Annotated in this window: 12 protein-coding genes; 6 read left to right on the forward strand and 6 right to left on the reverse strand. The window is 63.5% G+C overall.

Annotation, left to right across the window (positions count from 1 at the left end):
* Positions 1 to 537: 537 nt before the first annotated feature.
* Positions 538 to 795: a hypothetical protein gene (locus AAGA68_15330; protein MEM9386427.1), complete on the reverse strand. Its 258-nt coding sequence runs from the start codon at positions 793 to 795 to the stop codon at positions 538 to 540.
* 175 nt (positions 796 to 970) lie between these two features.
* Between AAGA68_15330 and aceE the strand changes: the two genes are divergently transcribed.
* The 4 genes from aceE to AAGA68_15350 all read left to right on the forward strand — a co-directional run bounded on the left by aceE (position 971) and on the right by AAGA68_15350 (position 5,386).
* Positions 971 to 3,652, forward strand: a complete 2,682-nt coding sequence (aceE, locus tag AAGA68_15335) for a pyruvate dehydrogenase (acetyl-transferring), homodimeric type (protein MEM9386428.1) — start codon at positions 971 to 973, stop codon at positions 3,650 to 3,652.
* A gap of 290 nt (positions 3,653 to 3,942) precedes the next feature.
* Complete coding sequence (locus tag AAGA68_15340) at positions 3,943 to 4,401, forward strand: RNA polymerase sigma factor (GenBank protein MEM9386429.1); 459 nt, start codon at positions 3,943 to 3,945, stop codon at positions 4,399 to 4,401.
* A gap of 2 nt (positions 4,402 to 4,403) precedes the next feature.
* Positions 4,404 to 5,006 (forward strand): hypothetical protein, encoded by a 603-nt coding sequence (locus AAGA68_15345; protein ID MEM9386430.1) that lies wholly within the window; start codon positions 4,404 to 4,406, stop codon positions 5,004 to 5,006.
* 194 nt (positions 5,007 to 5,200) lie between these two features.
* Positions 5,201 to 5,386, forward strand: a complete 186-nt coding sequence (locus tag AAGA68_15350; GenBank protein ID MEM9386431.1) for a hypothetical protein — start codon at positions 5,201 to 5,203, stop codon at positions 5,384 to 5,386.
* A gap of 95 nt (positions 5,387 to 5,481) precedes the next feature.
* Here the strand turns inward: AAGA68_15350 and AAGA68_15355 are convergent, their stop codons facing one another.
* Positions 5,482 to 5,994, reverse strand: a complete 513-nt coding sequence (locus AAGA68_15355; GenBank protein MEM9386432.1) for a hypothetical protein — start codon at positions 5,992 to 5,994, stop codon at positions 5,482 to 5,484.
* 148 nt (positions 5,995 to 6,142) lie between these two features.
* Positions 6,143 to 6,658, reverse strand: coding sequence for a hypothetical protein (locus AAGA68_15360; protein MEM9386433.1), 516 nt, complete (start codon positions 6,656 to 6,658; stop codon positions 6,143 to 6,145).
* A gap of 1,577 nt (positions 6,659 to 8,235) precedes the next feature.
* Between AAGA68_15360 and AAGA68_15365 the strand changes: the two genes are divergently transcribed.
* Together AAGA68_15365 and AAGA68_15370 are read left to right on the forward strand one after the other, a co-directional pair.
* Positions 8,236 to 8,553, forward strand: coding sequence for a LytTR family DNA-binding domain-containing protein (locus tag AAGA68_15365; protein MEM9386434.1), 318 nt, complete (start codon positions 8,236 to 8,238; stop codon positions 8,551 to 8,553).
* 190 nt (positions 8,554 to 8,743) lie between these two features.
* Positions 8,744 to 10,639, forward strand: a complete 1,896-nt coding sequence (locus AAGA68_15370; GenBank protein MEM9386435.1) for a winged helix-turn-helix domain-containing protein — start codon at positions 8,744 to 8,746, stop codon at positions 10,637 to 10,639.
* A gap of 6 nt (positions 10,640 to 10,645) precedes the next feature.
* On the opposite strand, the gene glsA is transcribed toward AAGA68_15370, so the two are convergent.
* Genes glsA through AAGA68_15385 form a run of 3 tightly spaced genes read right to left on the reverse strand, consistent with a single transcriptional unit; the run spans position 10,646 to position 14,583 of the window.
* Positions 10,646 to 12,157, reverse strand: coding sequence for a glutaminase A (gene glsA / locus AAGA68_15375; protein ID MEM9386436.1), 1,512 nt, complete (start codon positions 12,155 to 12,157; stop codon positions 10,646 to 10,648).
* A gap of 11 nt (positions 12,158 to 12,168) precedes the next feature.
* Positions 12,169 to 13,455, reverse strand: a complete 1,287-nt coding sequence (locus tag AAGA68_15380) for an ammonium transporter (GenBank protein ID MEM9386437.1) — start codon at positions 13,453 to 13,455, stop codon at positions 12,169 to 12,171.
* 54 nt (positions 13,456 to 13,509) lie between these two features.
* Positions 13,510 to 14,583, reverse strand: a complete 1,074-nt coding sequence (locus AAGA68_15385) for a glutamine synthetase beta-grasp domain-containing protein (protein MEM9386438.1) — start codon at positions 14,581 to 14,583, stop codon at positions 13,510 to 13,512.
* Between the last annotated feature and the right edge of the window lie 180 nt (positions 14,584 to 14,763).

Genomic DNA, 14,763 nt, shown 5'->3' on the forward strand with positions numbered 1-14,763 from the left:
CGCGCTCTTCTCGCCAGCGCTGCAGGGCCGCTCTGTTGACTCGCCTGACGTCTCAGTTCGGCCCGCTCTTCGTCGGTCAAATGGATAGGAGTACTCATAGCTGGAATTGTACTCCGAATCTAGCTGTTACACTCCACTAGTAAGCCGCCGAGGAGTGCAACTACGGCGTTCAGGCGGACGGGGGTTTGGGAAGATACCGATCCGCGCTCGAGTTTGATCCTGAGGTGATCGTGGCGGTCCATGCTGCCACTCCATGATGACGTGCCAGCATTGTACAGGGGGTGTTGGCAGCCCGCTTGCGCTTCCGGGTCGGTCGCCGATTCGATACGCTAGCTGGCTAAGCGATCCAAAATAGCTGGAGCAGTGCACGCGTTGCGAGCCTCGCTCGATATTCGCCGATTATTCAGAGGCTTAGCGTATAGGTACGCCCTGCTGCTACGCTGAGCGAGTGCTGTGGGATTCAGGGGCCTGTGGTCGATGCAGCCCACGAGTGCTGCAAAACTCTGCGGCATCGCCCCGGCGGCGCCAGGCGCCGTACTAGCCGCCGACTTTGGCCCGACGGCGCGGGAATAGGTCCTCTTCAGCCGCGACGTCACCTTCGATGAGGGTGGCCCGATAGCCTCGCTCGGTTTGGGTGGCGGAGAGGCTGCTAGAGTAGGCGAGCCACCAGGGCGTGTTTGAAGGGCGATCCGTGTGCGGGTCGGCGGCGCACGGTGCGGGGGTGCCCGTTTGCAGACCCTTCAGATGGGCTCTCCACTTGCTCCCAGTACGCTCGCGCTCAACGGTTCTGCGCATGCTCATTTCCTAACGTGACCTGATGCAGGGAGCGCGATGTCGCTCCCTGGCAATCGCGGTCGCCATTCTACGAACAGTCGCCAATCGGTCACAATGGCGTGTCACAAGCAAAAGCCGCCCGGTTGCAAAAGCGCGACGCGTAGCAGGAGGATCATCCGTCCGATGAGCACAGATTATGAGCAACACTCGTAAGGTAGTCTCTGATCAGAGAGAGGACGAAGACCCGGAAGAGACATCGGATTGGTTGCAGTCGCTGGAATCCGTGCTCGAACACGGTGGCCGCGAGCGGGCCGCTTACTTGCTACGACGCCTGGCGCTGCACGGTCAGCATCTGGGGCTGTCTGTCGAGCCCCAGCGTTACTCCGCCTACCGCAATTCGATCCCCTTGCAGGAGCAACCACCCTACCCAGGTGATCTTGGGATCGAGCAGCGCCTGGTCGGCCTCATGCGCTGGAACGCCTTGTGCATGGTGGCCCGTGCGAATGCCGAACATGGCGAGCTCGGCGGCCATATCGCCACCTACGCCTCCGCGGCCGAGATCTTCGAGACCGGCTTCAACCACTTCTTCCGTGGACCCGATGCTGCCGACGGTGGCGATCTGGTCTACTTTCAGCCCCACTCTTCCCCTGGGATTTACGCCCGGGCATTTATGGAGGGTCGAATCGACGAGTCTCACCTGCTGCGATTCCGCCGGGAGACGGAAGGTGGCGGGCTGTCGTCCTATCCGCACCCCATGCTGATGCCACAGTTTTGGCAGTTCCCCACGGGCTCTATGGGCATCGGGGCGATCAACGCGATCTATCAGGCGCGCTTCCTGCGCTACCTGCAGGCGCGCGGTATGGCCGATACGCACGCGCGTCGCGTATGGGGCATCTTCGGCGATGGCGAGATGGACGAACCTGAGTCCATCGCGGCCTTGTCCCTGGCTGCCCGTGAGCGCCTGGGTAACCTCACGTTCATCATCAACTGCAACCTACAGCGCCTTGACGGCCCTGTGCGCGGCAACGGGCAGATCATCCAAGAGCTAGAGTCCTTGTTCGCGGGTGCTGGTTGGCATGTGCTGAAAGTGCTGTGGAGCAGTGACTGGGATGCGCTCTTTGCGGCCGACAAGCACCACGCTCTCCTGCGCCACTTCGCCAGCACGGTCGACGGTCAGTACCAGACCTTGGGCGCCAACGACGGAGAGTACAACAAGGCGCACTTCTTCGCCCCGGACCCCGAGCTGCAAGCGCTGGTCTCGCACATGTCCGCCGCGCAGATCAACGATCTGCGCCGTGGCGGACACGATATGCGCAAGCTCTACGCGGCGTTCGCAAAGTCGGCAGAGGATCCCGACCGACCAACGGTTATCTTAGCTAAGACGAAGAAGGGCTTCGGCATGGGCGCTGCGGGTGAGTCGCGCATGACCGCCCACCAGCAGAAGAAGCTGAATGACACCGCGTTGCTGGAGTTCCGCGATCGCTTTGAGCTGCCACTCACGGACAAACAGGTGGCGGAGATGGCCTTCTGGCGACCCACCGAAGGCAGCGTCGAGCACGACTACCTTCAGGCTCGCCGCGAAGCACTTGGCGGCTACCTGCCCTGTCGCCGTACGCAGGCGGACAAGCTGCCCGTGCCGCCGCTCGAGTCCCACGCAGCGTTTGCCCTGCAGGCGGATGATCACGTCATGTCCACGACGTCGGCCTGGGTCCGCCAGCTGTCGCAGATGCTGAAGGATCCGACGCTCGGCCCTCGCATCGTGCCAATCGTGGCGGACGAGGCGCGCACCTTCGGCATGGCGCCCCTGTTTCGCCAGATCGGCATCTACTCGCCGGACGGGCAGCGCTACAACCCCGAGGATGCGAAGTCGCTGCTGGTCTACCGCGAGAGCGTGAGCGGTCAGCTGCTAGAGGAGGGTATTACTGAGGCCGGCTCCATGTCGTCGTGGGTGGCGGCGGCCACGTCCTATAGCACCAATGCACTGGCGATGCTGCCTGTATACATCTTCTACTCGATCTTCGGTTTTCAACGGATCGGAGATCTGATCTGGGCTGCAGCGGATCAGCGCGCGCGGGGATTTCTAATCGGGGCGACGGCGGGCCGAACCACCCTGTCGGGTGAAGGGCTTCAGCATCAGGACGGGTCGAGTCATGTGATGGCGGCAACGGTGACGAGCTGTCGTGCCTACGATCCGGCGTTTGCCTACGAAGTGGCGGTGCTCTTTGACTACGGATCGCGACGTCTGCTGCAGGCACAGGTGGATGAGTTCTACTACCTGACCGTGTCGAATGAATCCTTCGCCCAGCCGTCCTTACCTGCGTACGTCGATCAAGCGGACATCATCGCGGGGTTGTACCTGTACCGGCGCTTCGGCGGGAGCGCGCAGGCGGACCTGCGCCTACTCGGGTCTGGGCCGATCCTGAATGAGGTGCTCGGCGCGGCGGAACAGCTTGCGCAGGTACTGGGCTGTGTTGTTGAAGTGCACAGCCTCACCTCAGCCAGCGAAGTGATTCGTGATGCGAATGAAGCGGAGCGGTGGAACCGCCTGAACCGTAAGGGACCTCGTCGCACTTCGCACCTGCAGCGGATGCTGCCGGGTAAGGCGCCGATCGTCGCCGCGACAGACTACGTGCGCGCGGTCGTGCAGCCGATGGCGGCCCACTTGGAAAGCAGGCTGGTGGTGTTGGGCACGGACGGATTCGGTCGCAGTGACACGCGAGCGAAGCTACGGGAGTTCTTCGAAGTGGACCGCCAGCACGTGTTCGTCGCCGGCGTCAACGCCCTACTGGACGTGAGGCGCATCACCGAGTCCAGCGCTATGACGGCAATGCGAGCCGTGTCCCTCACCCCAGCGCCGACTCCTCCCTGGGGCAGATAGTGGTCGCGCTGGTCACCTGCCATCAACGCCTAGCATCACCCCGACGTGAGAGATAGCGTAGGCACAACCTTGGACACGGCACTCGCGTATTCTGCACACCGACGGGTTCTGCGATGCCATGGCCGGGCGCTTCATTCACCATATCCCGTGCGGTTACGCTGCCCTAGGACACAAGTTCGAACAGGAGCTAGGCGCGCGAAGAAGCGGAACCCTGTAAGAAAACTAGCGGTACTGGCGTCCAACGGGGTATGGCAACAGTCGAATCACATGAGGCCACCTTCAGGCGCTGGGTGAATGAGCACGCCGGGATCCTCCATAAGGTGGCTCGCGGCTACGCTCCAGGTCCTGCTGATCGAGAGGATCTGCTGCAGGAGATCCTCTTCGCCGTGTGGCGCAGCATCCCTAGTTTCCGTGGCGACAGTCAGCCCTCGACCTACCTCTACCGCATCGCCCTGAACCGGGCGATTGCGCTCCAGCGCGCCGACGCCTCGCGTGGTGGGCGCGAAGATTCCATGGCGCTTGATGCCGCCCACCTAGTAGCAACCGCCGACGAGCCAGACGAGCGTCTGGAGTGCGTGTACGCGGAGCTGCGTAAGCTGGATGAGGTCAGTCGCGCCGCAGTGCTGCTGCAGCTCGACGGCTATCGCTACGAGGAGATCGCCGAGCTACTCGGCTTGTCTGCCAGCAACGTTGGGGTACGCCTCTCGCGCGCCCGGAAAACGCTGATCAACAATCTACGAGAGAGATAATCATGGGGGAAGCAGAACTCGAACGACTCTGGCAAGGGCAGCGCGCGCCCTCGAGCATGCCTGACGAGGCGATCAACCAGGTCCTTCGCATGCGCGAGCAGCGGCGTCTGATCATGGCTGCCATGGCCGCGGCTGGGGCGGCCGCCCTATTGGCGCTTGGGCTTCGAGCAGTGAAGCTACTTGCGGATCCCACCTTCACGTGGCTAAACGGTTCGGTCGAATTGCTGCTCGGGGCGTTGCCGTTGATCTGCGTGGTGGCTGTCGCCGTCCAGCGCCAGCGCCGCCACCGCGAGTTGGAGGCCCTGAGCCTTAATACGCAGGACTGCGTGGCTTTCGTTCATGGGGTGGTTCGGCAAGAGATTCGTGATATCCGCGCGGTTGCGCCTTCCTTGCTGGTCGCTTTTCTGGGGCTGTTCGCGGTCTCGAAGTGGCAGTCGATCACATCGGGGCGGGAGGCACTGTCGCACGAATGGCTTGCGATCGCGCTCGTGCTGGGTGCTGCCACGGTCACCGTCGCCGTTCTCTACCATCGACTTAGCGGGTTGCTACTCCCGCGCTTGGCCTACTTGGCACGCGTGCGAGCCGCTCTCGATCGTGTTGGATAGGTCACTGCTTGTGTGCTCGCTAGGGGTACCGTCCGGTCAGGTGTCCGCACCTAGGTGCTTGCACGGTTGTATGACCGCGATTGGTCCCTGCTCAGGCGTCGTCGTACCGAGGGCAAGGAGGCTCTTCATGGTGGCCCGCAGCGACGCTGAGGAGTTCGAGCTGGTGCCGCCTGGCAATCCGTTGCGCCTCACTCGTGCCTCTGGCAACGGCACCCTGGGGCGTCGATACGAATCGCTCGCGGCCCGCGAATCGCTGCGAGAACCGCTTCTACGATGGCCTCCTCGCCTTCGGCGATATCGCGGACGGCGATCAGATTGAAGTGACCGTCGAGCAGCGCCTGCGCCACCTCGCCCTTCGGGTCTGCCCCTACGCAGACTGAGCGTTACCTTATTTGCCAAGCGGCCCACTAGCTCGTTCGCCATGGTGGCAGATCGCCACCGGCCCTCAGTTTGGGCGACCAGCTGATCGATAGTATTAGCCTTCACCACGAAGGTCCTGGAGCAATGCACTTGTGAGCTCATGTTCCGCTAGCAGTGAATGCACGTTGGCGCGCATCTTCGCCGTGGCGTCGAGTATCGCCTTTTCCGTTGCCTGCGGCGGCACCTCGACGTCGATACGACGGGCGAGGGTGCCCATCGTTTGAACACGTGCCATGGAGTCCCCGGGCTCGCGCGTCTCGACCACGACAAGGTTGTGCGTCTTCAGCGAGACTGGCGGTCGCCGAGCTATCCACAGTGCGCGGGAGAAGAACCCGTAGCAGTACACACCACTGTGGAACAGTCCCTCACGAGGATGTGCGGCAGGTGGTCGTTCCTTCGGAAGTGGTTGGTGGCGGCGCCGTGCCGGCGCGGGCTTGGCTGAAGCCTCCAGCACCACGCACACGAGTTCTTGATGGTCTGCGTGCAGTTCCGCTTGCCACATCACATGGCAGGTAGGCCCGAAGGTAGTGCTCCCCCCGGCGCACACGATGTCTTCGGGGCGCGACATGGCTACGACAGGCGCCCGACGCGTCGCTTGCCTGCGCTGACGAAGGCAAGCGTAGAAAGCCCGTTCCGCGCCCTCTGTAGACCCCGGTGGGATCTCCTCAAAAGGAAGAGACCCCTTGGCGGTGAGCCCCCCAATGAGTTGCAAGGGCTCATTGGGTAGGTCGCCCAATCTCACCCATAACACGCGTTAGGGGTAGTCTATCGCCTTCGACATCGACGGTGGTGCTACCGGTGCCCACGCCGTCTACTTTCCGCCAGTGTCCGCGGTAGAACACCTGCGCTGATCGGGCCTGACGGTTGAAGATGAAATCCGGTTGCCCGTCCATCCCGTAGTCTTCTACGGCGACCAGCACCTTACCGTCGGCTGAGAGGGCAGAATAGGTCAGTAAGTCCATAACGCCATCGTTGTCCTGGTCGCGAAGGGTCAACATCGGTGCGTGCGTATTGGCCTGAAACACCCCCAAGTTGACGCTGCCCTTGCTCCTGCTAACTAGCACAGACGGGAGGCGCTGGTCATCGATTGTGAGTACCACCGCATCGGGCGTTCCGCCGCGTAGGGGCTGACCTTGAAAGGTGGTCGCGGCGATCTCTTGATCGCATGCGCTCATGTAGGTGGCAACGATGAGCACTAACGCGAGGCTTGGCAGCCGCTGTTGAGTCCACACGACTAAAAGCGCTCCTGGGTTTGCGACAACGTCCAAATCGGTCCTGACAGGGAGTGGCGCTGGAAGAGCTCAGCAGCTTCCTGCGCTGACCATTTTTCCCAGTCCAAGTCGGCGTGACGCCCATACCACTGCGATGCGAACCGCCAGATCTGATCGACAGCCTCACGTCCCCCCGTGGCGTGCCTCTGGTCTCGCACCATTGATCCACCTGTTCCTCATCGCGAAAGTGCCGCGGTCCAATCCGCTGCGCGATGAGCATGCGGATGTCCTCCACCGATGGCTGCTCCAGCGGCACCTTACGAAGCCGGTGACACTCGCTGACCAGGTGGCTCGGAAACTCTGTCGGTCCCCACTCCTCACCGTCGAGCTCCTGGAGAGATGGTGCCGGATGATCAACCATTCTGTGTTCCCTGAGACTCTGCGTTAGTTGCTCCTAAGGCAGGCCCGGCCCGGCGAGCGCCTCGCAGTGCCCTTGCGTCTAGCGACCCTGCCCATAACTGGGTATCACGGCCATCAGTCCCACGCGCCACCCAGAGACCGTATCCGCCTCGCGAGTACGAAATCTCGCGCTTCATAGTAGCTCCCCTCGAGGGCGAACCCGGGTGAGTCTCCCGGACTCGCTGGAGACGGACAGAGAGCAGCTGTGGTGAATCTACGGCCTGTGTCACGCCCCGGTACCGATTCGCCTGGAGACCCGCGTCGAAAGAAGACAGGCTGATCGCTCGGTGCTTGGCAGCTTGCCTCCGAGAGCGTTGCGACGATCTCATGAAACTCGCGCCAAAACGGGTAGGCTCGGATCCGCTCCACGGCTACCGCTTCGTCGAACACCCGGTTGGGGAGCCGCGCTGGGAACACTGTGTGATTGTCCTGCGCCTCGAACCTCAGCTCACGAATCTGGCTTAGGTCGAAGGGCAGGTGACGGTCGTTCTCGTCTACTAGGGTAGGGCCGAACTCAATCGTAAGAGATCGGACCACTGTGTGATTCGCGCATCGAACCTGCACTTGTAAGGGCGGGCTTAGCTGACCGGTTGGTCGCTGGCGATCCCGTAGGCTGCGCAGTTCACGGTGCACCCTAATCGGGTGAAAACGCCAGTCGTTCGAAAGCCCGCATCCAAAGCTACGGTCCATAGCGCCTCGAATGGCAACGATGAGTGGGTCATCAACGAACGCGCGGATCTGCGCATCGTAGGGGTGTAGGTGCTCGGACGAGGCTGAACAGACTGGAATCGTGCCAGCGTAGAGGAGGAGGCCGGCCGCTAAGCTAAGGGTTCGGGTCATGTGTCGGAGCATCTTCGCATCCACCATCAGATACTAGACTGCCTGGCAGTGAGTGCCATTGGATGCCCAGAGGACCCTATGCGACGGTGCGCTAGGCGAGAAATTCTGGCAATCCATTAGGTAATTGATGCATCACCTGCAAGCTTCTCAGCGGAGTTGGGCTAGGGTGTTCGTGCGTGAACGTGATCGTCCCTGGCGCGATCTGAGGCCCGGAAACAAACCTGAGTATCACGGACCATTAGGCTGCATGGCAATCCGACTTGCCCAAGGGAGCGATCTGCCAGAGTAAGCGGTCTTCTGTGCTGCGTTGCCGAGAGTCCACCTGCGCTAGCCCTCGACCGCCGTGCCGCACCCCGGTACCTCACGCTGCTGTACGTAGAGGCGGGCGAACAGGGCGTGTTCTTGCCAGTAGGGACATCGTGCGCATCGAGTCGGAGCGCAACTACGTCCGCGTGCATACGACCAAGGCCGACTACCGCCTGCGCAAGACCCTGGCTGAGCTCACGGAGGAGTTGGACCCAGCACACTTCGTGCGCACCAACCGTGCGATGATCGTGAGCCTCAGCCACGTGCGGGAGGTGCAGACCTGGTTCCGCGGCGACCGGCTCTCATCCTGAGCGACGGTACGCAGGGGAAGCTCAGCAGTGAGTACCTAGAGAAGTCGCCGGCCCTGCGGGCGCTGCGCTAGCACCGCTCTCGGCCTCGCTACCGACACCTGCCAGGCGAGGCGGTATCATGCACGCTGGGTGACTCAGGTGTGGGCCGTTGGATCTTCGGCGAGGATTTTCTCTCAAGGAGTGGACCGTGATGCCGCTCGAAGGGCGCTTCGAGCGAGCCGGAGAGGTCCGTCGGGTCCAGCCCAAGAGCATGGACGTGCTGCTCTGTCTTGCCGAGGCGCAGGGCGAGCTGGTCGAGCGGGACGAAATCCTGCGCCGCATCTGGGGCGAGCGCTGGGTGAGCGATGAGCCCCTAACGCGCTGTATCGGTGAGTTGCGCCGCGCCCTCGGCGATCGACGCGGCGATCCCGACTACATCCTGACGGTGCCCAAGCGAGGCTATCGACTCCTGCCGGCGGCTCTCGCAGTACCCCAAGCGGGCGGCGAGTCGCCTGCCAAACCCGAGCACCCGCCCCTCACTGTGCGCCAGCGGCAACGTCGATCGCTCACGCTGAAGCGTCTGGGGCTGGGGTTGTTCGTCATCATCCTCGTCGCCCTCTTGCAGGTGGGTATCCAACGCCTCTTCGATCGTCCGCAACACACTACCGCTGCATCGAGGGGCGGTTCGAGTGTGATCCCTGTGCCAGCTCTCGATGCGCGCGCCATCGCGGTACTGCCCTTCGCAGACTTATCGGCGATGGGTGATCAGGCGTACATGTCCGATGGCATCGCCGAAGAGGTGCTGAATGTTCTCACCAAGGTGCGTGACCTTCGCGTGATTTCGCGCTCTTCTTCCTTCTCCTTCAGTGGTCGTGGCGTAGACATTCCGACCGTCGCTCGACGTTTCAACGTGGCCAACGTGCTTGAGGGATCCGTGCGGGTGGCGGGCAACCGCATCCGTGTCACTGCGCAGTTGGTGGACGCGCGCAGCGAGACCAGCGTTTGGTCGGAGACCTTCGATCGTGAGCTTACGGATGTATTCGCCATTCAGGAGGAGATCGCCGCTGCCGTGGTCGGCAAGCTCGAGGGGTCGCTTGTCCCTGGCGCCGCTGCCGTGCGTGAGACCGATCCTCAGGCGTATGCGCTGTTCCTGCAGGCGCGCTACCTTCACGAGCAGCCCGGAGGCGACTCGCTCGGGCGGGCTCGCGATCTCTACGAGGCCGCCGTGGCCATCGACGACACCTATTTGCCGGCTTGGGTGTGGCTGGCTGCCCTGTACGACGACACGGTCAATAGCGGTGATCTGCCTCGCGATGAGATTTTAAGGCGCATGTTCGCCGCCATCGACCGAGCGCTAGAGATCGCCCCCGACGACCCGCTGGCCCTCGGCATGAGCGCCGTATTGCAGGAGCGGTGGAGAGACGACTTGGTCACATCGTCCTCCCAGATGCAGCGGGCCCTCGAGCTCGATCCGAGTAACCCCATTCTCCTGCGCTGGGCGGTGATCGCCATGCATGGCCTCGGCCAGCATCGCGACGCGGTGGAGGTGGCCGAGTACCTGTTCGCGCGTGATCCTGTGGGCAACATCTCACGGATCAATCTGGCCGGTTCTTACCTGCTCGCGGGTCGCTTCGAAGAGGCCGTGGAGATGTGCGAAATCCAGGTGGCCACGGCCACCACCACGGGCCCCTGCCGATCGAGTCTGGCAACGGCCTACCTGTACGCGGGCAATCCCAAGGCGGCGAAGGCGCAGCTTGAGATGATGGCGGGATCGCGTCGGCACGTCCGCCTCGCGCCCATGGTCTTCCACGCCCTGGGCGACGCCGAGGCATTCGACGCGGCCCTGGCGGCGCTGCATCAGACCTATGAAGATGGCGACACCGGACTGGCCTACTGGATCGCCAGAACCTACACCTTCATCAACGACACGGACCGGGCTTTCGAGTGGCTCTACCGCGCCCACGAGGAAGGCGTGCTGAGCCTCACCCATAGCTCGGCCTATTTCGCGCACCTGCACGGCGATCCGCGCTGGCCGCAGTTGCTGGGCGACATCGGTCGACGCCCGGAGGATGTGGCAAACCTGACCCTTACGGTCAGGCTGCCATAGGGCTGTTTACGCCGCAGCGGCCAGCAGGGTTCGGACCGCGTCCTGCCCGTGGCGGGTGGCGTCCGCCAGCGGTGTGTTGCCCCAACGATCGATCGGCGCCGGGCATACCTTCTGATGCAGCAGGTATTGCACCGTCTCCGAATGCCCTTCGGCGCTGGCGAGATGCAATGGCGTGCGGCCATCGTAGTCTGCCTTGTTCAAGTCGTGGCCGTGGGCGACGAGTCGGCGCAGTTCGCTGACATCGCCGATGCTCGCCGCATAGATCGCGTGGTAGGTGTGATCGCTCAGCACTGCGTTGCGAAGGCGGCGCGGATCTCGCTTCTTGGTGTCGAGCAGACTGTCGTAATTGTGCAGGCTGAAGCGCCCCACCAGTCCCTTCAGAAAGGCCACCCCGCGCACACTGTTACCGCACGCATCCAGCTTCGGTGACCACACCACCACGCTCATCACGTTAGGCACCACCGCGAGGACTACGCCAGAGACGGCCGATTTGGCCGGGATGCCGACGCAAAACGCGAACTCACCGGAGTAGTCGTACATCCCGCACGAGTACATCATCGACAGGGTGTTCTTGATGGTCTCGTCGCAGAGCACCCGCTCGCCCGTCAAGGGGCAGACGCCCCCGTTAGCCAAAGTGGCACCGATCGTGGCCATGCTGCGGGCGGTCACCTCCATGGAGCACGCTGAGAAGTAGTAGTCCAACGTGGGGCGTATTTCGATGCCAGGTGGGAAGGCCCCGCGCTCGCGCATGTGGTGGGCGAGGGCGAAGTTGCGATCCGCGGACTCCCGCTCGGAGTGCCATACGGCGGCGTTCAGGCTTAGCCGTTCTCGTGCGGCCAGCGCGGAGACAAGGCTCGTCAGGTATTCGAGACGATCGGCGGTGGGCAGGTCGCGCCGGAGCAGGCTGCTGGTCATGATTGCGCCGGCATTGATCATCGGGTTGTGCGGCAGCCCTTGCCTATTCAAGGTCAGCTCGTTGAAGGACATGCCGCTGGGCTCGCGTCCAACGTGGGCGTGCACCTTGTGCTCGCCATGCTCTTCGAGGGCCGCCGCGTACAGAAACGGCTTGCAGCTCGACTGCAGGGTGAATCGCGTATCGCTGTCGCCGATCGACAAGCGCTGCCCGTCGATCGTGCACACCGCGACGGCGTAGCTGTCCTCAGGCACGCGAGCCAGCTGCGGAATGTAGTCGGCGACGGCGCCGTCATTGACCTGCCGGACCTGGCCGGCGAGTTCGCGCACCTCCTTGGTAAACGCGGCGAAGTCGGGGATCACCAGATCGCCCTTGATCGCCCGGCTCACCAGTGAGCCGCCGTTGTCGAGCAGGGAGGCGAAGGTGCTACTGCGCAGCGGTGCGCGGTTGGTCACGTCCAGGCGTTCGCGTAGGCCCTCCAGCCGTGGGTCGTCGAGCTGGACGCCTGCCATCGACAGGCGCTCCACCAGAGCGCTGCGACTCACGTTCCCCGTACCTCGCTCGTCCAGGGAGCGAAAGACGGCATTCAAGTTTTGGTCTGTCATGTCCCTAGCCCTTATCCAAGGTTATAGGCGCGTAGGCCGATCTCGATGAGATCGCCGCCGGTGTGTTCGTGGTGACGCTTGAGGCGAATGCCCGTGGTCACCCGCATGACCGTCCAGACGAGGTAGCTGATCAGAAAGGTGACTGCGCCGATCGAGGCGATGCCGATGGCTTGGGTCCAGTAGTTCGCATCCGCATTGGTGAGTGGCACGGCCATCGTGCCCCAGATGCCAGCGGCCAGGTGCACGGGAATCGCACCTACCACGTCGTCCAGCAAGAGACTCTCCAGCAGCCGCGTCGCCAGCATCATGATGACGCTGCCGATTGCGCCGATAATAAGTGCCTGCCCCAAGGAGGGGGCGATCGGTTCGGCCGTGATGCTCACCAGGCCAGCCAGGGCACCGTTCAGCATCAGCGTCAGGTCGAGGCGACGGTAGATGAGCTGCGTCACGAGGGTGGCCGCGATGACCCCACCGGCGGCAGCCGCATTGGTGTTGGCGAACACCGTGGCCACGGCGAAGGCGTCGGTGGCGCTTGCGAACGCTAGCTGCGAGCCGCCGTTGAAGCCGAACCAGCCGAGCCAGAGGATAAACGTCCCCAAGGTAACCATGGGCAGGCTCGACGGCGGCAGCAGCTGAGGCGTGCCATCCTCGTCGAAGCGGCCGCGGCGCGCGCCGAGTAGGATGACGCCGGCGAGCGCTGCCCAACCCCCAACGCTGTGGACGATGGTGGAACCTGCGAAGTCGCTGAAGCCGAGCGTTGCCAGCCACCCGCCGCCCCAGGTCCAGTGACCCACGATCGGATATAGGAACCCGGTGAGCACCACGACGAAGGCAGCGAAGGGCCAGAACTTCACCCGCTCGGCGAGCGCGCCGGAGACGACCGACGCCGCCGTTGCGACGAAGACCATCTGAAAGAACCAGACGGCCACGGAGGGCTGTCCCGTGGTGATGTCAGGTGCTGTGGCCTCGACCGGTTGCCAGAAGGCGAGCGTGCCGAAGAGCGAGTTACCATCGCCGTACATGAGTTGGTAGCCGACGGCGAGGAACATCGCCGAGGCGATGGCGTAGAGGGCCACGTTCTTGGCCAAGATGACGGCGACCGACTTGGCCCGCACCATGCCGGCTTCGAGCATCGAGAAGCCAGCGGCCATGAACATGACGAGCACGCCGCAAAACAGCAGAAGAAAGGTGTTGAACAGGTAGCTAACTTGCGGATCAACTCCCGTATCGGCGAGCACCAGCGTAGATGCCGAGAGGCCGGCGATCGCAGCCGGTAGCTTGAGGTGGCGAACGAGCATTGCGCTATCTCCTTTGAAAGTGGGGGATGCGCTTAGTGGCATCCCCCATGGCTACTATGCGGCGTGGGCGGCGGCTTCGGCACCTGCGTTGGCTGCCGCATCGACCAGGCAGCTAGCCACCCGGTAGGGGTCGGCGTTGGCCCCGGGACGGCGGTCTTCTAGGTAGCCGTAGCCCTTTAGCGCGACGGGCTGCGGAATCCGAATCGACGCGCCGCGGTTGGCGATGCCGCTCGCGAAGGTGCCGATGGCGCAGGTCTCGTGGGCACCGGTCAGGCGCTCATCGAGGCGGTCGCCGTACTCGCCAATGTGCTCGTGGTGTCGCCCCTCGAGCGAGGCGACGATGGAGTGGATGGCTTGCATCCCTCGGTTGGGATCGCGCGTGGCCGCCGTCGAGAAGTTGGTGTGCATGCCAGCGCCGTTCCAGTCGCCCTTCACGGGCTTATTGTCGAAGGACACGACTACCCCGAAGCGCTCGCTCACGCGCAGCAGGAGATAGCGCGCCACCCAGAGTCCATCGGCGATGGTCAGGGCATCGCAGGCTTCGCCCTCGATGCCGCGGTGTCCTACCTGGAACTCCCACTGCCCCGGCATGACTTCGGCGTTGATGCCGTAGATGAGCACGCCGGCTTGCACGCAGGCGCGCGCGTGCGCCTCCACCACGTCGCGGCCGAAGGCCAGGTTTGCACCCGCGCCGCAGTAGTAGGGTCCCTGGGGGGCGGGGTAGCCGTCGGTGGGGAAGCCGAGTGGGCGCCCGTCGCGGCACAAGGTGTACTCCTGCTCGAAGCCCGCCCAGGGGGCGAGCGAGGCATCCGCGCGGTCGATGGCGCCACGCAGGCGGGCGCGTTGGTTGGAGGCGTGCTCGGCGCCGTCGCTGTCGCGCACCTCGCAAAGGACGATGTAATTGCCCTCGCTGCGCAGGGGATCCGCATACGCGCGGACGGGGGCTAGAATGCAATCCGAGTCTTCACCAGTCGCCTGGCCGGTGGAGGAGCCGTCGAAGCTCCACTCGGGGAAGTCTGAAGGGGCGGGGTTTGCGGGCACGCTGACGACGCGTGCCTTCGATCGGATCTGCTGCGTGGGCTGGGCGCCGTCGATCCACAGGTATTCGGCGAACTGAACGTTAGTCATGGTTATCCTCGTCGTGGTCAGGTCGGATCGGCGATGGGGTCGAGTCTTCGGAAACGGTCCAGCCAGGGATCTGACTGGACCTTGATGGGGCTTCATAGGACGCCGCTGAAACGCGCAACGCTGTAGGCGTACGCGGCCGAGATCAGCAAAAGTGCGAGTGCCTCTGCCGACTGACTGAGT

Source organism: Pseudomonadota bacterium (assembly GCA_039193195.1).
Taxonomy (GTDB): domain Bacteria; phylum Pseudomonadota; class Gammaproteobacteria; order Steroidobacterales; family JBCBZW01; genus JBCBZW01.

Coding starts and splice junctions, on each gene's coding strand:
- AAGA68_15330 (MEM9386427.1), bottom strand. CDS start 795: ATGCGCAGAACCGTTGAGCGCGAGCGTACTGGGAGCAAGTGGAGAGCC.
- aceE (MEM9386428.1), top strand. CDS start 971: ATGAGCAACACTCGTAAGGTAGTCTCTGATCAGAGAGAGGACGAAGAC.
- AAGA68_15345 (MEM9386430.1), top strand. CDS start 4,404: ATGGGGGAAGCAGAACTCGAACGACTCTGGCAAGGGCAGCGCGCGCCC.
- AAGA68_15355 (MEM9386432.1), bottom strand. CDS start 5,994: ATGTCGCGCCCCGAAGACATCGTGTGCGCCGGGGGGAGCACTACCTTC.
- AAGA68_15370 (MEM9386435.1), top strand. CDS start 8,744: ATGCCGCTCGAAGGGCGCTTCGAGCGAGCCGGAGAGGTCCGTCGGGTC.
- glsA (MEM9386436.1), bottom strand. CDS start 12,157: ATGACAGACCAAAACTTGAATGCCGTCTTTCGCTCCCTGGACGAGCGA.
- AAGA68_15380 (MEM9386437.1), bottom strand. CDS start 13,455: ATGCTCGTTCGCCACCTCAAGCTACCGGCTGCGATCGCCGGCCTCTCG.
- AAGA68_15385 (MEM9386438.1), bottom strand. CDS start 14,583: ATGACTAACGTTCAGTTCGCCGAATACCTGTGGATCGACGGCGCCCAG.